14 protein-coding genes and 1 riboswitch are annotated in these 18,995 nt (G+C 56.5%); all 14 genes read left to right on the top strand.

Features of this window, described 5'->3' with window-relative positions; translation table 11 throughout:
* On the top strand, positions 1 to 1,682 hold a 1,682-nt coding region (locus JW937_08645; GenBank protein ID MBN1587473.1), incomplete at its 5' end, for a hypothetical protein.
* A 258-nt stretch (positions 1,683 to 1,940) separates the two neighbouring features.
* Positions 1,941 to 2,831: a lysophospholipid acyltransferase family protein gene (locus JW937_08640; GenBank protein ID MBN1587472.1), complete on the top strand. Its 891-nt coding sequence runs from the start codon at positions 1,941 to 1,943 to the stop codon at positions 2,829 to 2,831.
* The gene (gene lptC / locus JW937_08635) at positions 2,828 to 3,649 is read left to right on the top strand and encodes an LPS export ABC transporter periplasmic protein LptC (GenBank protein MBN1587471.1); all 822 of its coding nucleotides are present in this window, start codon (positions 2,828 to 2,830) and stop codon (positions 3,647 to 3,649) included. The genes JW937_08640 and lptC overlap by 4 nt, the downstream gene beginning before the upstream one ends.
* 14 nt (positions 3,650 to 3,663) lie before the next feature.
* Positions 3,664 to 4,437 carry an LPS export ABC transporter ATP-binding protein gene (lptB, locus tag JW937_08630; protein ID MBN1587470.1) on the top strand — a complete coding sequence of 258 codons (774 nt, stop codon included), beginning with the start codon at positions 3,664 to 3,666 and terminating at the stop codon, positions 4,435 to 4,437.
* Positions 4,438 to 4,453: 16 nt separating this feature from the next.
* The gene (gene raiA, locus JW937_08625; protein MBN1587469.1) at positions 4,454 to 4,804 is read left to right on the top strand and encodes a ribosome-associated translation inhibitor RaiA; all 351 of its coding nucleotides are present in this window, start codon (positions 4,454 to 4,456) and stop codon (positions 4,802 to 4,804) included.
* Positions 4,801 to 6,111, top strand: a complete 1,311-nt coding sequence (tig, locus tag JW937_08620) for a trigger factor (GenBank protein MBN1587468.1) — start codon at positions 4,801 to 4,803, stop codon at positions 6,109 to 6,111. Before raiA ends, tig begins: the two co-directional genes overlap by 4 nt.
* An 11-nt stretch (positions 6,112 to 6,122) precedes the next feature.
* Positions 6,123 to 6,710, top strand: a complete 588-nt coding sequence (gene clpP / locus JW937_08615) for an ATP-dependent Clp endopeptidase proteolytic subunit ClpP (protein ID MBN1587467.1) — start codon at positions 6,123 to 6,125, stop codon at positions 6,708 to 6,710.
* An 11-nt stretch (positions 6,711 to 6,721) separates the two neighbouring features.
* Positions 6,722 to 8,326, top strand: a complete 1,605-nt coding sequence (locus JW937_08610) for a phosphoglycerate dehydrogenase (GenBank protein ID MBN1587466.1) — start codon at positions 6,722 to 6,724, stop codon at positions 8,324 to 8,326.
* A gap of 78 nt (positions 8,327 to 8,404) precedes the next feature.
* Positions 8,405 to 9,328: a hypothetical protein gene (locus tag JW937_08605; protein MBN1587465.1), complete on the top strand. Its 924-nt coding sequence runs from the start codon at positions 8,405 to 8,407 to the stop codon at positions 9,326 to 9,328.
* The gene (locus JW937_08600) at positions 9,328 to 10,623 is read left to right on the top strand and encodes an adenylosuccinate synthase (GenBank protein ID MBN1587464.1); all 1,296 of its coding nucleotides are present in this window, start codon (positions 9,328 to 9,330) and stop codon (positions 10,621 to 10,623) included. The genes JW937_08605 and JW937_08600 overlap by 1 nt, the downstream gene beginning before the upstream one ends.
* A 27-nt stretch (positions 10,624 to 10,650) precedes the next feature.
* The gene (locus tag JW937_08595; protein MBN1587463.1) at positions 10,651 to 12,753 is read left to right on the top strand and encodes a sodium-translocating pyrophosphatase; all 2,103 of its coding nucleotides are present in this window, start codon (positions 10,651 to 10,653) and stop codon (positions 12,751 to 12,753) included.
* A gap of 85 nt (positions 12,754 to 12,838) precedes the next feature.
* On the top strand, positions 12,839 to 13,240 hold the full coding sequence (locus JW937_08590) for a bifunctional nuclease family protein (protein ID MBN1587462.1): 402 nt from the start codon (positions 12,839 to 12,841) through the stop codon (positions 13,238 to 13,240).
* A 280-nt stretch (positions 13,241 to 13,520) separates the two neighbouring features.
* Positions 13,521 to 13,636, top strand: a riboswitch (cyclic di-GMP riboswitch).
* A 12-nt stretch (positions 13,637 to 13,648) separates the two neighbouring features.
* Positions 13,649 to 14,329: a winged helix-turn-helix transcriptional regulator gene (locus JW937_08585; protein MBN1587461.1), complete on the top strand. Its 681-nt coding sequence runs from the start codon at positions 13,649 to 13,651 to the stop codon at positions 14,327 to 14,329.
* Between the two features lie 137 nt (positions 14,330 to 14,466).
* Positions 14,467 to 18,995, top strand: a 4,529-nt coding sequence (locus JW937_08580) for a hypothetical protein (GenBank protein MBN1587460.1), incomplete at its 3' end; no start/stop codon positions are given.

The following is an 18,995-nucleotide window of genomic DNA, read 5'->3' as shown; positions in this document are numbered from 1 at the left end:
GCTATGTGGTGGTGGCCCCGCACGTGCTGGCCGAATACGACGAAGAAAATTACCGGAACCTGCTGCGGGGCAAAGTGGCGAGCGCCGAAGAATTGGCGAAGCAGTACGAAGAAGCGGGCTTGCGTCAGGAGCCGGCGCCACCTGAGGGCCGGGTGGGCGAGGTCCTGAAATCTTTGGTAGAGAGTATGAACGCTCCTGCTGCGGATATTCTCGAGTGGATGTATCCGGTGGCTGAGGGAGAACAGCCTCTTGGACAGGGGGCGATTGATGAGCAAAAGCTGAGTGCCGGAGCCCAAACGCTGTGGCTGGGAAATGCGGATTCAGCCGGCCTGAAGTCCGATTTGATGCGAGCGCTACAATACCTGTCCCAGGAGTCCCCGCAGCCGCCAAGCCCGGAGGATCCTGCGGGGCAATTTACATTTCAGGTGGCTCAAAACCTCCGGAATCAACTCGGCGGGGCCGTGTTTGATTCCGGCGTGCTTGACCGCTTGGACGTGGGACTTTTTTATCACGATGTTTCCAACCGGCCCGAACGCCTTCCGGCAGGATCTCCCATGTTTATGGAAAGAACTGCGCAAGGGCGTTGGAAGCTGTGGGTCAATGCGGCTCTGTTGGCCTCGCAGCATCCGGCAAATAAAGCCAATGCTCCGGGCCAGAGAAGACAGGCGATGCTCATGGCCATGCATGAAGCTTCCCATCTTCCCAATCAAGTGGGGCAAGAGGAACCTAGATCTGAGCTGGAGGCAATGATCTTTTCCTCTGAACTGGGAAGAGCTGCAGCCCCGGTCGCCGCAGGGGATTGGGAAGGACAATTGCAAGCGGCGCTGGAGTTGTTCGTGAAGGGGGATCATCCTTATTTTGACAGTCTTGCCTTGGGTGCTCAGCGGCAGTCTGCGACTGAATTGGCTCTTCGTACCGCCTCTCGTGTCGGGGAAAGTGTCCCTTCCAGAGCGGAACTTTTGGAACCGGTGGCTGCGGATTTTGGAAACGGGCTCTTGCAGGGTCTTCTTCCTGCAACGGAAGTGCGCGACGGGCCCTTGGCCGTGGTGGTGGACTACCGCAACCTTATTGCCCTGGGATCCGAACGCTTTCTCAATGAAGTCCAAGCGACTTTGAAGGAGAATCAGCAATTGGTCGTACTGGTCCCTGAGGAGGGGGCAGCCGGGCACGAGAGCACTCTTCGGAAGTTCAGGGAATTGGGTCTGGAAGCGCTGATTGCCGGATTGCCTAGGGTGGAAATTTCCCGGCCCGGCGGGGTGCGGATCTCTTCCAATGCCCGGGTCAGTATGGTGGGGAATCCCGTGCCCGGAGGAGAAGAAGACCTGCTCAGTCAATTGCCGGCCGATCTTCAGAACAGAGTTCCCAGTGGCAGGCGCGTGATGGGAGTCAACGCAGCTCAAGGTGTGGATGCGGCCAGATATAATCAGTTTGCCTTGGTGCGGGTGGTCGAGGGTTTTGTGCGCCTCAGTGATGAGAATGATATCCCGGCTGCAGAAGCCGCGCGCACCCAATGGTTGATGCAGGTTTATCATGACCGCGGCCTGGTCTGGCAAGCGCAGCAGATTTTGGAGCTCTTTAAAGCAGATCCGCAGACCGGGATAATCCAGATGACTCTTCCGCGTACCACGGAGAGTATTGCTCAAGATTATTACGCGGCCTTGGCACTGGGGCAGCAGGTCTAAACCCACCGAGTGCTGCCGCTTCCGGGCTGTCTAACGTAACCCCTTGCAATAATTGGGCCTTCTTGACGGTTTCCCCCGCATTTTGGTAACATAATTCCATTCTGACCAAAGTGTCGAAGGTATCCGGCTATTTTCGTAACTTACCTATTGTGAATGACTTAGATGGGTCAGGTCGCAGGAGTACAGGCCTGGCCCTGCGTGTGTAAAGGTTGCCATCCGGTGAAAAAGAAACTCCGACGGGTTATTTTATACAGTTTTATGAGAATCCTGGGGGGGCTGATCCTGCTCCTGCCGTTGGCTTGGGTTCGTTTTTTGGGGGCGGGAGTGGGCTTTTTGGCCTGGCTTTTTTTACCCAAAGTGCGGCGCCAGGCTCTCCGGAATCTGGGCAATAGCCTGGGCAGGGATTATTCCCGCGGGAAGCGCCGGAAGATCTGCCGGTCCATGTTCATGCACTTGGGCATTGTGATCGCCGAACTCCTGTGGTTCCCGAGACTGAAGCCCGGGCATTTGGATTCCCTGGCCTGGGTGGAGGGCTTGGAACACTTGCACCGCGTTCTGCGCGAAGGCAAGGGCTGCGTGTTTGTGACTCCGCATATGGGCAACTGGGAGCTTACGGGTGCTTACTGCGCCATGAAAGGCTATCCATTGCATGTGATCGCGCGCGAGATTTACTATGAGCCCTACAATCGCTGGCTGGTTAGTTTGCGCAGCTCCAAAGGGGTCAAGACTCTGTACCGCCACACGCGCCAGACTTTTCGCGCTTCACTCAAGGCCTTGGCCCGCAATGAGCTGATTGCGATTCTGCCTGATCAGGATGTGGACAGTGTGGACGGCGTCTTTGTGCAGTTTTTCGGGGCTCCGGCTTGGACCCCGACGGGACCGGTGTCCATGGCCTTAGCCTCGGGCGCGCCTATTCTTCCGGCCGTGACTGTGCGGGAGAAAGGCCATTACAAGATTGTGTTGGAAGAGCCGATTTACGTGGAAAGCAGCGGAGACCATCGCCGGGATTTTGAACGTTATACTGCTCAGTACACGCGCATCTTTGAAAAGCATATTCGCCGGCACCCGGATCAGTGGGTCTGGCTGCATAAGCGCTGGAAGACCCGTCAGCCTGAAGTCGCAAGAGAAGCAGAGGTCCAAAGCGCATGAGCCGTGTTCTCTTTTTCATTGCCGCGGTATTTGCCGCGGCCGTACTGTTGTGTCCTGCCTGGGCCAAAGAATCCAACGCACCTTGGGAGCACGGCGAAGGCCAGTGGATGGAGTCCTTTGCTGTTTCCGGTTATGCGGATGACGGCCAGAAGAAGTGGGATTTGCGCGGGGCCACGGCCCAGATCCTTGACGAGGTTGTTGAGCTGCAGGAAGTGGTGGCCACCTCTTATGGCCGGATCAGCGTGACCCTTACCAGTGAAGAGGGGACTCTGGACCAGAACCAGGAGGATATCCAGGTCCGGCGCAATGTGGTGGTGACTACCTCGGACGGGGCGCAGATTTTTACCGAGCTGCTGAACTGGCAATCCGCAGGAGAGATTGCTTCCACTCCCGAACGGGTTCGTATGGTGCGGGAGCAGGTGGAGATCGAGGGCACGGGTGCCAAAGCTCTTCCCCAAGAAAAATATGTGGAACTCCATAAGGATGTGGAGGTGCGCGCCGAGCCTTCAACGGTGATTACTTGTATGGGGGCTATGGAAGTGCGCTATGGCGAGGAGAACGCTGTCTTTAATGACAACGTCCATGTGCAGGATGACCGGGGCACAATGAGTTCCGACATTCTCAGAGTTTGGTTTGATCCGGAAACAAAGAAGGTAACGAAGCTGAGTGCCGAGGGGAATGTGAAGATCAGCCGTGCCAATACGGTGACCTATTGTGAAAAGGCCCGCTACGACACCCAGGACGGGCGCATGATATTGCGCGGTTCTCCGAGGGTGGTGCTAAGAGATACGCAGACTGACGGACTGGCGATCGAGTGAGGAGGATGCTTGAAATGGACAGAGAAGTTCAGATTGCACCACAGGAGGCGGTGAGCAGCAACGGGAAGTATCTGCTGCATGCGCAGGGCTTGGCCAAGAGCTTTGGCGGCCGCAGGGTGGTGGACAATGCGGATGTGACAGTCGGGCGGGGGGAGATTGTGGGGCTTTTGGGCCCTAACGGCGCCGGGAAGACCACGACTTTCTATATGGTTGTGGGTATGCTGAAACCGGATAAAGGCCGTGTGGTTTTTGGGGATCGCGAGATTACGCGTTTGCCCATGTATCGCCGCGCGCGGCATGGAATCGGCTATTTATCGCAGGAGCCTTCCGTTTTTAGGAAGCTCACGGTCGAAGAGAATATCACTGCCATTCTCGAGACTCTTCAGATTTCACGCAAGGAGCGCAAGCGCCGTTTGGAGCGTTTGCTTGCAGAACTTGGTCTCACGCATTTGGGGAAGTCGAAAGCTTATACGCTTTCCGGAGGGGAGCGCCGCCGCCTGGAGATTACCCGGGCCCTGGTGACGGATCCCAAGCTGATGCTTTTGGACGAGCCTTTTAGCGGCGTGGATCCGATCGCCGTGTTTGAGGCTCAACAGATTATCCGGCAATTGCGCGAAAAGGGATTGGGGATTCTTCTGACCGATCACAATGTGCGCGAGACATTGGCCATTACCGATCGTGCCTATATCATGGCGGAAGGCAAGATCATGATCGACGGGACGGCCGATGATTTAATCAACAATCCCCAGGCGCGCAAGATGTACCTTGGGGAAGAGTTTAGAATGTAACGGAGGTAGATAACTTATGCAGATTAGTGTGACGGGGCATCATTTTGAAGTTTCTCAGTCAATCCGTGACCTCATGGAAAGCCGGCTGGAAAAATTGACCAAGTATTCCGACCATATCCACGGCGCCAATGTGACACTTACCAAGGAAGGCTATCGCGAGATTGCCGAAGTCACGGTTCATGCCGAGCACAGGCATGTCGTGGGCAAGGCGGAAACGACCAGCATGCATGCTTCCGTAGAAGAGGCTTTTGGCAAGATCGAAGCCAGTATGCGGCGTGCCAAAGACAAGGCAAAGGACCAGAAGCGGCGTTCCAATCGCGCGGACATGTCCGACGATGAAGACGGAGAACAAGAGGAACAGGTGTGACAGTGAAGGCAACGGTTTCCAAAGCAGAAAACTGCAAACAAGTCATTCAAATTGAATTGAGCCCCGAGGAAGTTGTTCCTCGCTTGGAGGAAATCTACAAGGGCCTGGTGCCCAAGGCCAAGGTTTCGGGATTCCGGCAAGGCAAGGCGCCTCTAGCCATGGTCAAGCAGGTGTATCGCCGGACTGCGGAAGAAGAATTGCTGCGCCGCGTCGTCCCGGAGTTTTCCTACCAGGCCATTGAAGAGAACGAGGTGGATGCGGTCACTTCACCGCGCGTTTCCGATGTGAATCTCAAAGAAGACCAGTCGCTGAGTTTCTCTGCGGAGATTGAGGTCCGGCCGGAGATCAAGCTCGGCGCCGTGCGGGGTATCAAACTCAGGCGCCCTGAGGTGGAAGTCAAGAGCGAGCGGGTGGACGAGGTGCTCCAGGCCCTGCGTGAGCAGAACTCCGAACTTGTCAATATCGAAGACCGCGGAGCTCAGTACGATGATTTTGCGCTGTGCCGTGCGGAGATCCTTGTGGACGGGAAACCCTTGCACGCGGCAGAAGAAAAATGGATGCGTTTGGCAAAGGTCGAGAAGACGTCGCCTGAGGCCGGCTCGCCCGGTGATCTGATCAGTCAGGCCTTAATCGGGGCTGTGGCCGGCGATGAGAAGGAAATAGCCTACACCTTCCCGGCAGAGGACCCCAACAAGGAATTGGCTGGAAAGGATTCGGTGCTTCGGATCCAACTCAGGCGTTTGGCCCTGCGCAAACTCCCGGAACTCAATGATGACTTTGCGCGCACAGTCTCCGAGCAAAGCGAGCTCAGCGGTCTGCGTGAAGAGGTTCTCCAGCAACTTCAGGCGGAGCAGGAACGCCGGGCAGAACACGAAGTCAAGTCCCAGTTACGCCAGCAAATCGTCGAAGGCGCCAAGATGTCGGCTCCTCCCAGTCTGGTGGCCGAAAACAAAGAGCGGCTTTGGAAAGATACAATTCAGAGATTCCTGAGTTCGGGGATCGGACAGGATCAGATCATTCAGCAGCAGAAGGAGATCGATGCCTCCATTGAAAAGTCTGCGACCGAGCGTGTGAAATGGCAGTTTATCGTGGCTCACCTGGCCGGAGAACAGAAGATTACCGCCTCGGATGAGTCTGTTGCGGCCAAGGTGGAGCATTTTAAAGAGCATGCGCACACCCCGCAAGAGAAGGAACTCTGGGAGAACTGGGAAAACAACCATGATTTAGTTGAGTCGATTCGATTTCAATTAGTGGAAGATAAGGTCTTTAGCTACTTGCTGGAAAACGCTAAAATCGTAGAAAAATAAAGGAGAAGCACATGTCCGTCCTAGTACCTATGGTGGTGGAGCAGTCCTCAAGAGGCGAACGCGCGTACGATATCTTTTCCCGTCTTCTCAAAGACCGGATTGTCTTTATCGGTACGCCCATTGATGATGGTATAGCCAACCTCATTATTGCCCAAATGCTCTTCCTCCAGATGGAGGACTCCAAAAAGGACATCAGTGTCTATATCAATTCGCCCGGTGGGTCGGTGACCGCCGGTCTTGCCATTTATGACACCATGCAGTTTCTCAAGCCGGATGTTTGCACCTATTGCGTGGGGCAGGCTGCCAGCATGGGCGCCGTTCTGATGGCTGCGGGGACTGCGGGCAAGCGTTTTGCTCTGCCGCACGCGCGTATCATGATCCACCAGCCCTGGGGCGGAGTCCAGGGCCAGGCTTCGGATATCAGCATTCAGGCCAAGGAAATCCTTCGAATGAAGGACCAGATCAACGAGCTCTTGGCGAGTCATACAAAGCAGCCGGTTGAAAAGATTACAGCGGATACGGATCGGGACTACTTCATGTCGGCCGAAGAAGCCCGTGACTACGGATTGGTAGATGAGGTTGTCGGCGAAAGCAAATAACGGTGAAGAAAATGACAGCGACAAAAAGCTTACGTGTTCTGATAAGTGATGCTCTGTCTCCAAAGGGAGTGGAAATTCTGGAAAAGGAGCCCGGGATCAAGGTGGATGTGCTTACGGATCTGACTCCTGAGGATCTCTGCAAAAAGATCGGGGAATACCATGCCCTTGTCGTGCGCAGCGGTACCAAGGTGACGCGCGAGGTTATTGAGCACGGGAAGAAATTACAGGTCATCGGGCGGGCCGGTATCGGTTTGGACAATGTGGATGCCGAAGCAGCAACTGCCAGCGGCATTATTGTCATGAATACACCCGGAGGGAACACCACTTCGACCTGCGAGCACTCGGTGAGCATGCTTTGTGCCCTGGCGCGGAATATTCCGCAGGGCACGGCTTCGGTCAAACAGGGGAAGTGGGAGCGCAAGAAATTTCAAGGAGTGGAGCTGTATGGCAAGACCCTTGGAGTGGTGGGCTTGGGCCGCATTGGCTCGGAGGTGGCCCGGCGCCTGCAGGCCTTTGGAATGAAAGTCGTGGCCTTTGACCCGCATTTGCCGGCAGAACGTGCCAAGGCCATGGATATCGAACCCGTGGCTTTGGAGGATTTGCTGAAGGTGGCGGATTTTATTACGATCCATGTGCCTCTCACGCCAGAGACCAAACATCTCATTGGGGAAAAAGCCTTCAAGAAGATGAAAAAGGGAGTGCGCATTGTCAATTGCGCGCGCGGGGGAGTCGTGGACGAGGCGGCGCTGCTCGAGGCTCTTAAGAGCGAGAAGGTTGCGGGGGCGGCTTTGGACGTATTTGAGAAGGAACCTCCGGAAGGCAATCCGCTTCTCAAATTGGACAATGTCATTGCTACCCCGCATTTGGGCGCCTCGACCAAAGAGGCACAGCTGGGTGTGGCTGTGGATATTGCGCATCAAGTGTGTGATGCCCTGATGGGCAGGGGCATCAGCAATGCGGTTAATATGCCTTCCGTAGACGGAGAAACTTACCGGCGTTTGAAGCCCTATCTTTTGTTAGGGGAGGCGCTGGGTAGCCTTCAAGCGCAGTTAGGGGACTCGCCCATCAGCGAGGTGCGTATTGAGTATGCCGGTGAGATGATTAGTGAGGATCTGTCGCCTGTGAGCATCGCGGTGCTCAAAGGGGTCTTGGCCACCAGTGTGGCTGAGCATGTCAACTTCGTGAATGCCCCTCACATTGCCAAGTCCCGCGGTGTTAAGGTGGTCGAATCCAAGGTCAGTGAGGCCGAGACCTTTGCCAACCTGATTAGTGTGGAGGTTGTTACCTCTCAGGGCAGGAGTGTGGTAGCGGGTTCGGTTATGGCCAAAAACCAGCCGCGTATTGTGCAGGTTAATAATCATTTTGTGGAGATTATTCCCAGCGGGTATATGCTGTTGATCGGCAACCTGGACAAGCCGGGTATTGTTGGCGCGATCGGTACGATTCTGGGCAAGTCCAAGATCAATATTGCGCGTATGACCAATACGACGAACCGCGAGACTGCCGACGGCAGCGCAATTACCGTGATCAATGTGGATGGCGAGCCCAGCGCAGCAGTATTGGACGAAATTGCCAAGGTCAAGTACGTGACTTCAGTTCAGTTGATCAGACTCTGACTTGGTGCCAGGCACCGGTGCCAGGCACCGGTGCCTGGCACCGTGAAACATAGACGTTCCACGGTGCCTGTGAGGTACATGCAAAAATACTTTTTGATTGCGATGATCAGCACTTTGCTGAGCCTTTTCTCCACCCCCTCAGTCCACGCCGAGCTCACAGAGATTTCCAATATCGACCTGGAGGTCACGGCAGAGGGAATGGATCTCAAAGTGCTGGCAGACCAGCAACTTAAGGTGAAGGATCTGAGTGCGGGCGGTCCGGAGGTGCTCTTGGATTTTGTCGGGCCTGTTGTCACTTATGGACAACGGCGTATCACTGTGGGAAGAGAGGGAGTGCGATACGCGGAGTTTGTGGGGGAGGAACTCTTTGCCGGCGCCTTCAGTGTGGATTACCTGCGAATCGTCTTGGAGGGAGACTATCCGTATGTGGTCCGTCCTGTGCCTGAGGGATTGCAGGTGAGTATCCGAAGCCCTCTTTCTGCCGGATCTGTGGATCCTACTTCTTTGAATCCCTCCCTTCGCCCCCAAAATGCCAATGTAAGGACTGAACCCGGCGGAATCGTGCGCATCGAGGCGCCTGAGAGTGCGTTAATGAATTTGGATAGCGAGGCCTCGCCCGAGATTCCAGAACTTCCCGAACCCGAATTACAGATCGAGGCCCAGGATGTAGATGCGTGGTCCGCGGATGTCAGGATAGAGCCCGAGTCCTTGTTGCCGGAGCGGGCGGAGGCTCCTGAGACTGCTGCAGTGGAAATTCCCAAAAGACCCGAGCTGCCTCAAGTCCCGAGTGTTCCTGGACCGGAGCTGCCTAGGGTTCCGGAGGTGAGCGGCGTGCCCGTGCTGCCCCAGGTCCGGAGCCCGGGAGCAGCTTATAGTCCGGTAAGGGCACAGCCTCCGAGTGTTCCCGGACTGGGATCGCCCACACAACACGGAGGCCCGTCGCTGCCGGCAGTACCCGGCCCGGTGTCCGGACCTTTAACCGATAGATTGGGGAAATATTGATGAGTTCCAGAACGATTGTCGTTGGCGCGCAATGGGGGGACGAGGGCAAAGGAAAGATTATTGACTTGATGGCCAAAGATGCGGATATGGTCGTGCGTTTTCAAGGCGGGAACAACGCAGGCCATACCGTTATTGTCGGCGAAAAGGAGTTCATTTTTCACCTGCTGCCTTCGGGTGTGTTGCGGCCTAAGACCGTCTGTGTGATCGGCAACGGAGTGGTTGTTAACCCCGAGGCCCTTCTGAACGAGGTGGACCGGGTTACGGAGGCCGGGATTTCTCTGGATGGCCGGCTTTGGGTGAGCCAAGGCGCGCATATCATCCTCCCGTATCACTTGGCCTACGACCGGTTGATTGAGGCCGGGGCCGGCGATGCCAAGATCGGTACCACCAAACGCGGCATTGGGCCCTGCTATGCGGACAAGGTTGCGCGTAAGGGGATTCGCTTAGCCGATCTCCTGGATAAATCCGCATTTCGCAGCCGGCTCGAAGACGTTTTGGCTGAAAAGCAAAAGGTCGTCAAAGCGCTCTTTAATTATTCCGGTCCGGAATTCGATATCGAAGACACCTATCGCCAGTACTCCGAAATCGCCGAACGCCTGCGGCCCTTTGCCTGCGACACGGCAGTGCTCATTAACCGCGCAATTCGAGAAGACAAGAACATTCTCTTTGAAGGCGCGCAGGGAGCTCTCTTGGACGTGGATCACGGCACCTACCCCTATGTGACTTCTTCCAATGCCACGGCCGGAGGCGCTTGCCCGGGCACGGGTGTGGGCCCGACCCGTATCGACAAGGTCGTTGGCGTGGCCAAGGCCTACACCACGCGTGTCGGCGAGGGGCCCTTTCCGACACAGTTCGAGGGCGATCTCTTGGAAAAGGTTCGGGGCTGGGGCAATGAATTCGGCGCCACCACGGGCCGGCCGCGCCGTTGCGGTTGGTTTGACGGGGTTGTGGCCAAGCACTCCGCACTTGTTAACGGTATGGATGAGCTGGTCATCACCAAACTCGATGTGCTCGATCACCTGGATTCTCTTAAAATTTGCACAGCCTACGAGGTGGATGGCCGGATCTACGAAACCTTGCCGCCTCTTGCGAGCCTTCTTTGGAAGGCCGTGCCAGTCTATGAGGAAATGCCGGGCTGGAAACAGGACACGAGTAAAACGTGTGAGGCCCAAAGTTTTGAGGATTTGCCGGAGAATGCAAAGGCCTATTTGCACCGGTTGGAGGAGTTGACAGAAACCAAGGTCTCCCTGATTTCGGTTGGATCGGATCGGGACAAGACCTTTGCCGTCGCGTAAGACCCTATAACCCGTGGAGTTGACTTGATGAATTCAGCATTCTTTTCCCCGTTTGGAGCACTTCTTGCCCTCTGTTTTGCCGCATTTCTCTGGACCCGCATTCGCTCGCAGGATGAAGGCACGGAACGCATGCAGCAAATTGCGGGTTGGGTTCGGGACGGGGCATATGCCTACCTCAAACGGCAGTATAAGGTTGTGGGCATCTTTTTCGGTGTAGCTTTTGTGGTGCTCTTTGGCTTAGCCAAGGGCGGACTCCTGCCGATCTTTGTGCCGTTTGCTTTCCTGACCGGCGGTTTTTATTCCGGTTTGGCAGGGTTCATCGGTATGAGTGTGGCCGTTAACTCCAGTGCGCGTACGGCCTCCGCAGCGCGCACCAGCCTCAACGGCGCGCTTCGGGTGGCATTTTCCAGCGGTTCGGTCATGGGCATGTGCGTGGTGGGGCTGGGGCTTCTCGATCTGAGTTGCTGGTTCTTCTTCCTCAATCACCATTATGCGAACTTGGAGCCTGTTCTGCGTTTTCAAAACGTGACGAGCACCATGCTCTGCTGCAGCATGGGCGCTTCAGCCCAAGCCATGTTTGCGCGCCTGGGTGGAGGCATTTACACCAAGGCCGCGGATGTGGGGGCTGACTTGGTGGGTAAGGTCGAGGCCGGGATTCCTGAGGACGATCCCCGCAACCCTGCTGTGATTGCCGATAATGTGGGCGATAACGTGGGCGATGTGGCGGGCATGGGAGCGGATCTTTACGAGTCCTATGTAGGTTCCATTGTGGCGACAATGGCGCTGGGAACCGTGGCTTTTATGAGCACAGGGTTAAGTATGGTTCAGATCTCTGTGCCTATGGCTGTGGCGTCTGTGGGCGTGTTGGCCTCGATTATCGGCAACTTTTTTGTTAAGACGAGCGAGAAGGCGGATCAGAATACGCTGCTCAAGGCCCTGCGCCGGGGCGTGTTTATCTCCAGCCTGGTGGTGGCTGTGGTGGCCTATCCAGTCGTGCGGATGGCCTTGGGCCCGGGCATGACCGGAATTTATTTTGCGATTTTGGCCGGCTTGATTGCAGGCATTGTGATCGGGCTTTCCACCGAGTATTTCACTTCCTCCCATTACAAGCCCACACGGGGCATCGCGGATGCAGCGGAAACCGGGCCTGCCACGGTCGTGATCGCCGGGATTTCAGTGGGCATGCTTTCCACTCTGATTCCGGTTCTAACCGTGGGCGCGGCAATTTTGACGGCATTTCACTGTGCAGGCGGGGGGGAGAGTTTCTCCATGGGGCTTTATGGAGTGGGCATTGCGGCCGTGGGGATGCTTAGTACCTTGGGCATGACTTTGGCCACGGATGCCTACGGCCCGGTGGCGGACAATGCCGGGGGCAATGCGGAAATGGCACACCTTCCCCCGGAAGTGCGCGAGCGCACGGATGCTTTGGATGCCTTGGGTAACACAACTGCAGCCACAGGCAAGGGTTTTGCCATTGGTTCGGCCGCGCTTTCGGCCATGGCTTTAATTGCTGCCTTTAGACAGGAGATTGCTTTCCGTGGAGTGGATCTCCAACTCAGCCTGGATCGCCCGGATGTTCTGGTGGGCCTTTTTATCGGGGGCATGCTGCCTTACCTGTTCTGTGCCTTTATCCTCAAATCCGTGGGCCGGGCTGCCGGGGCGATTGTGGTGGAAGTGCGCCGGCAGTTCAGGGAGATTGCCGGCTTAATGGAGGGTAAGGAAGGCGTCGAGCCTGATCATGCGCGCTGTGTGAGTATCGCCACGACTTCCGCCCAGAAGGAAATGATCCTGCCTGCCGCCCTGGCCTTTATTAGTCCGATCCTGGTGGGCCTGTTTCTGGGGGTGAATGCGCAGGTGGGGCTGCTTACCGGTGTGTTGGTCTCCGGGTTTGTCTTAGCCGTGTTTATGGCCAATGCCGGGGGCGCGTGGGATAATGCCAAGAAGTATATAGAGGAAGGCCATTTTGGCGGCAAGGGATCGCCCTCGCACAAGGCCGCGGTTTCGGGTGACACCGTAGGCGATCCGTTTAAGGATACGGCTGGTCCGGCGATTAACATCCTGATCAAGCTCATGTCGATTGTGTCGATTGTATTTGCCGGGTTTATCTTGAAATTCGGGTTCTTTAAATAGAAGCATACTTCAGGGACGGTTCTCGATTGTCCTATCAAGTTGATTGACCTGCGAGAACCGTCCCTTGCAGCGGGACTTGTCCATGATCGAAATGGAACTCAACAAAATCCGGATTGACGAGAAGCGTGGGGAGCAAGTCATTGTGCTCAAGGAAAAGGCCGGCGACCGTCTGCTCCCGATTGTGATCGGCATTATGGAGGCCACGGCCATCAAGATGAAGGTTTCCAATTTCCAGCCTCCCCGGCCACTCACCCATGACCTGCTGAACAATGTGATCGAGGAACTGGGTTCCACCCTGGAGCGCGTGGTTGTGGCCAAGCTCGAAGGTAATGTGTTCTACGCCCAGCTCTGGGTGACTCGCAACGGAGACAAGCCCCTGCAGATAGACGCCCGGCCCAGTGACGCCATTGCCCTGGCACTACGGGCCGGTAGCCCGATATGGGTGAGCGAAGACGTCCTGGATCAGATAGGGGGCACTGCCCAGTAACCAGACGCCTGTCTGTTTCACGGTGCCAGGCACCGGTGCCAGGCACCCGTGCCTGACACCATTGTATCCTGCTGTATGAGAGCGCATAGGTGCCACACCTGTGGACAATTGTACTCAATTTGGGTACAGTCCCTGCTCAAATCTCCAAAATTTCTCCCCTCGATTTTGAGCACAAAATCCCGGTAAAGAATTAATGAAAGCGCTTTTAAATGATGTCTGGCCCTTGATTTAGGGCATTTAGATGGTATAGTTCAACTGTTCCCAAATTTAGTGCAAGGCCATTTGATCAAGGCAAACCCGAGCTGCGAAAGCAGCGAAGCCCGCCACGGAGTGTGGCGGGTGGCGAAAGCCGGGGACGCAAAGCCGTGAGCCCGAAAGGGTTGTCTGGTTGCCGATGGCAGGCAAGAAGTGCCCAGACCCCGCCAGGGTTTGGGCATTTTTCGTCAAAGGACGTATCCGATGCTTCTCGAGGCGCTCTTCAGTTCAAAAGTCCGAGTCAAACTCCTCAAGCACATCCTCAATCACCCCACCCAGAAGTTCTATCTGCGCGGCCTCGAAAGGGAACTCAATGAATCAGCCACTCCTTTACGTCGGGAGCTCCTTAGGCTGGAGAAGACAGGCCTGCTTTATACCGAAGACGAGGCGAACGTGAAGTATTACGTATTGAACCGCCAAATGCCGCATTACGAAGCACTGGCCCGGCTTTTTGACGCCCCCGTGCCTGGTGGTCAGCTTGGTGCTGAACTTGGTGTTCACCTTGGTGCTGAACACGGTGCTCAGCTGGGTACTGAACACCCGGAGCCGGAGGTGCAGCCCAGGCCCCAGGTGGCCAAGTACCTGCGCCGCATCGCGCTGACTCTTGCGGCCGGCGTCGCATTGGCCGCAGCCTTTAATGTGGGCGCGGTTTATCTTCTTTGGGATCGGGAATTGGATTCTCCCGCAGCCAAGGCTCTGGTCGAGTCTGGCGAACAGGTGCAGGTAGAGACCGCTTCTAAGCCGGTCCCTGTGCCTGAGAGCATTGCGTCGGTTTCGGAGCAGAGTCCAACTCGGGGCAAACGTTTCAAATTGGAGTACGGGACATGGAAGTAGGACACACAAACACAACAACGCGGGGTTTGGGCTACCAGGGCCCCAGCCCCCATAGCGTGGGCCGCGGATTGTTCAGTGGCTCGCCAACCAAAAATGGCCAACGGCTGGTGGAAGGCCGTCGGCGGGAGGGTAAAACCATGTTAGCGAGGACTAGACGATCCAGGACGCAGGTTCTGGGATTCGCGCTGCTTTTTTGCGCAATCCAGAGCCTCAGTTTGGCTCGTTTTGCCTTTGCCGAAGACACCATCCCCCAGTATTTGAATTTCCAGGGGCGGTTGACGGACACCTCCGGCAACGCCCTGAACGGGGATTTTGACTTGGTGATTCGGCTCTATGATGCAACGGAAGGCGGAACAGCCTTTTGGACAGAGACCCACGAAGTCAGTCTCACCGAAGGACTCTTCAACGTGATGCTCGGAAAGAACACTGCTTTGGACTGGGAGTTCGACGCCGCAGCCTATCTGAGCATTGAAGTCGTGCAGGAGGGTGTGTCGGACGGCGAAATGGACCCCCGCCTCGAGCTGGCTGCCAGCGCCTATGCCTTTAATGCCGAGCGCTTGGACGGTTTGGAAGCCACCTCATTCCTGCGCAGCGACGAGGACGGCACCTTGGATGGAGCGCTCGCCGTTACAGGAGATGTGGCCGTCCAAGGGGTTCTAACGGCTGAAGCCGTGACCACAGAAGCGAATACGGATCTCACCGTGAACCCGACGGGCACGGGGAATGTGGTCCTGAACATTGACAGTGCCAGCACGGGCTTTAGGATCACGGACGCCATCACCGACTTCCTGGTAGTCGCTGAAGACGGCAACGTGACCCTTACCGGCGATACGGGCACGGATTTAGTCACCATCGCAGTCGGTAACCTCAAGGTCGGAGACGCCACACCCTCCCAGGCGCTCGACGGCGAGGATGCCTTCATCGAAGGTGATTTGGAAACAGACGGAACGATTTATGTGGGCGATGACACCAGCTTGGCCGACGGCGTGCTCACCCTGGGAGCCGGCGCCAATGAATTCATGACAGCGGCCATGTTTGCGGAGCTCACGGGCGGCGGTATCACGACGCTGCACCAGCATGTAGGCGGCGGTGTGGGCGGAGATACCGGCACCACGGCCGAGACCTGGACCGTGGATGCGGATCACACGGGCGGCGGGGAAACCGAACCGGCCGACGGATCCGGCTTCATTATCGAGGGCGGCACAGGCGATGTCTCCATATTGTGGGATTTGGCCAACGACGAACTCGACTTCACTGGTATGACAGGGTTGGACATCCCGGCCACGGCCGAGTACTTGATCGGCGGCAATCAAATCGCTACTGCAGACCTCGCCGACGGCTCCAATCTCACCTTTGACAACGTGGCCGAAGTCATCGGCGCGGGCTGGACATTCCAAGGCGCTAACCTTGTTGCGCCCACAACCGATATTAGCGGTCTGTCTGTGCGTCAAACCACTGCAGGCGCACCCACAGCTAATGTTTTTGAAATCACGGACTCCGGCGATACCACAGGCTACTTTGTGGTCGACAGCAACGGAGATATTTCGATAAGCGGCGATTTAACCATAGGCGGCACGGTCACCGGTGTAGGGGACATCGAGGGCGTGACTGCCGGAACCGGTCTGACTGGAGGCGGCTCGAGCGGCACAGTGACGCTGGATATAGGGCAAGGGACTGGCATTGTCGTCAATGCCGATGATATCGCGGTCGATGTGGGCACCGGCGCGAATCAAATTGTCCAGCTCAATGCGTCCTCGCAGCTGCCTGCAGTCAGCGGAGTCAATCTCACCGAACTCAACGCAGACAACATTGATTCCGGGACATTGGACGATGCGCGTTTATCGGCAAATGTTGCGCACGTGGACGAGGCGGAGACAATCGTCAGCGATTGGAGCTTTGATGACGGCGCAGGGGATTCGCCGATGCTGCAATTTGCCGGACAGACGGGCGCGCCCTGGCAGCTTTATGTGGATGATGTGAGTGATGACCTTCAATTGATGATTAATAGCGGCAATGACGAGAACCTGGACATCACCAACATCAGCGGTAACGCAAACGTTTTCATCAATGGCCAGAATGTTTGGCACTCAGGGGATGGTCAGTTGGATGACGATGATCTGTCGGACAACGATTTGGATTCGCTCCAGAACGTAGGAGCCATGGCCGAACAGCAGGGCGATCTCTTCTACTATAACGGCGGCAACTGGACCCGTTTGCCTGCGGCAAATGCGGGGGACTTGCTCCAGAGCGGCGGCGCAGGTGCCAACCCCAGTTGGACTGCGGTGGACACCAGTGGCGATGACCTCAGCGACAACTCAATTTCCGATTTATCGGATGTGGCAGCCATGGTCGAAGCCCAGGGTGACATCTTTTTCTTTGACGGAGCGGATTGGAATCGCTTGGCAGCGGGTGTGTCCGGGCAACTGCTGCAAACACAGGGAGCTACCGGAGACCCGCAGTGGACCGATGATGACGACCAGCCGGATTCCGATGCCGAGGTGCCCAACGCCATTACCGTGAGCGGCGGGAGTCTGGGTTCAAATGCTCTGCTTGATGCAGATACAACTCTTACAGGCCAGGCCACGCGGTCTCTGACTTTCGATCTGGATGGCGGGGATAACGCAACCGAAGATTTCGTCGTGACCGCAAGCAATATCAGTGTGGATGCAACAGGCCGGATGTTGCTTTCGGATAGCCTGGGGATCGGCACGACTACTCCCCAAACTCAACTGGAACTTACTCAAGACCTGGCCTCGCCTTTTGGGGGTTTGGGCCGATACGAAAACCTGGCATTGCAGAGCGAAACATTTACAGACGGCGCTTGGGTCAAGTCCACCATGACTGCGCTTACAGATGCGGTGGGACCCACAGGCGCGGCAAATTCCGCAGCCACGCTCACAAACAACGGTGGAGCGGACGGCACGGTTACGCAGACGATTGCCGGCCCCACAGTGTCTCAGGACCACACCTTGAGTGTGTGGCTGAAGGCCGGAACTTCCACTACTGCCGAAATCGAATTGGACGGCGATGGCACAGGAGAAACTCCGGACACCACGATTGTCAACCTTGGCGCCGGATGGCAGCGCTATTCGGTAACGCATGCAACAGTGGGGGACACTGCCAACATGACAGCTTTGGTCCGTAACACCGGATTGGACGCAACCACCATTTTAGGTTGGGGTGCGCAGGTAGAAGAAGCCTCTCAGCCTGGCGTATATGTGAAGACAACTGCCGCGTCAGTCGCTGCAGGTATGGGCGGAGTGAGTATGGGTGAGCCCGTGGTTACAGGAACAAGCGGCTCCTTTACGGATGACGATCTTTCCGATGATGACCTGGATGCTCTGCAAAACGTGGCGCCCATGGTTGAGGCTCAGGGAGGGATTCTCTATGTAGATGGTTCCAGTCAGTGGAATCAATTGGCTGCCGCAGGAACAGCCGGATGGGTGCTCCAGAGCGGCGGTGCGGGCGCAAATCCATCCTGGACGCAACAGGACGACCAGCCGGACGATGATTCCGAAGTGCCGAATGCCATTTCGGTGAGCGGGGGATCCTTGGGTTCTAACGCCCTTCTGGATGCAGACACGACGCTGACGGGCCAGGCAACACGAAGCCTCACGATTGACTTGGACGGCGGTGATGTAGCGAGTGAAGATTTTATTGTCACAGCCAACAACGTGGCGATTGCGGCTGACGGCAGCATGACATTAGCCGGACAGGCCGTGCAAACCGGTGCGGACGACGACCAGCCGGACGACGACTCCGAAGTGCCGAATGCCATTACACTGAGCGGCGGGACGATAAGCTCCAATGCGCTGGACGACCTGGCTGTGACTCTTACGGGGCAAGCCACGCGCAGCCTCACGATTGACTTGGACGGTGGCGATGTGGCGACCGAGGACTTTATCGTCACAGCCAACAACTTTAGTATTGACGCGGCAGGAGCAGTCACGGCAGGCGGAAGCGCGGTAGTCACTACAGCGACCGATGACGACCAGCCGGACGATGATTCTGAGGTCCCGAATGCCATCACAGTTAGCGGAGGAACGATTGCCAACAACAATATTGCTGATGCTGACACCACACTCACCGGCCAGGCTGATCGCAACCTGACGTTCAATCTAGGTGGTGGCGATGGCGTTAATGAGGACTTCATTGTGACGGCGAATAACTGGTCCGTGGATGCAGCCGGTAATATGACCGTGGGCGGAGCCGCGGTGCAGACCGGGGCGGACGACGACCAGCCGGACGACGATTCCGAAGTCCCGGACGCGATCACTGTGAGCGGCGGAACGATCGGGTCCAATGCTTTAGCAGATGCCGCAGTTTCGATCACAGGGCAGATGAGCCGCTCTCTTACCATTAATTTGGACGGCGGTAACGAAGTCACCGAAGACTTCATTGTGACCGCGAACAACTTTACTATCGACGCGGCGGGCGCGGTAACGGCCGGCGGCAATGCGGTTGTGACAACAGCCACGGATGATGATCAGCCGGACGGTGATTCCGAAGTCCCGGACGCGATCACTCTGAGCGGCGGCACAATCGGCAACAACAACTTCGCGAACGCCAACACCACGCTAAGCGGTCAAGCGGACCGCAACCTGACCATCAATTTGGGCGGCGGAGATGGTCTGAATGAGGACTTTATTGTGACAGCCAACAACTG

The sequence above is a fragment of the Candidatus Omnitrophota bacterium genome (assembly GCA_016929445.1).
GTDB lineage: Bacteria > Omnitrophota > Gorgyraeia > JAFGIU01 > JAFGIU01 > JAFGIU01.
This window is presented reverse-complemented; position numbering and strand designations above follow the sequence as displayed.

Excerpts from the sequence above, each read along its gene's own strand:
- JW937_08640 (MBN1587472.1), top strand. The coding sequence starts at position 1,941 with ATGAGAATCCTGGGGGGGCTGATCCTGCTCCTGCCGTTGGCTTGGGTT.
- lptC (MBN1587471.1), top strand. The coding sequence starts at position 2,828 with ATGAGCCGTGTTCTCTTTTTCATTGCCGCGGTATTTGCCGCGGCCGTA.
- lptB (MBN1587470.1), top strand. The coding sequence starts at position 3,664 with ATGGACAGAGAAGTTCAGATTGCACCACAGGAGGCGGTGAGCAGCAAC.
- raiA (MBN1587469.1), top strand. The coding sequence starts at position 4,454 with ATGCAGATTAGTGTGACGGGGCATCATTTTGAAGTTTCTCAGTCAATC.
- clpP (MBN1587467.1), top strand. The coding sequence starts at position 6,123 with ATGTCCGTCCTAGTACCTATGGTGGTGGAGCAGTCCTCAAGAGGCGAA.
- JW937_08610 (MBN1587466.1), top strand. The coding sequence starts at position 6,722 with ATGACAGCGACAAAAAGCTTACGTGTTCTGATAAGTGATGCTCTGTCT.
- JW937_08605 (MBN1587465.1), top strand. The coding sequence starts at position 8,405 with ATGCAAAAATACTTTTTGATTGCGATGATCAGCACTTTGCTGAGCCTT.
- JW937_08600 (MBN1587464.1), top strand. The coding sequence starts at position 9,328 with ATGAGTTCCAGAACGATTGTCGTTGGCGCGCAATGGGGGGACGAGGGC.
- JW937_08595 (MBN1587463.1), top strand. The coding sequence starts at position 10,651 with ATGAATTCAGCATTCTTTTCCCCGTTTGGAGCACTTCTTGCCCTCTGT.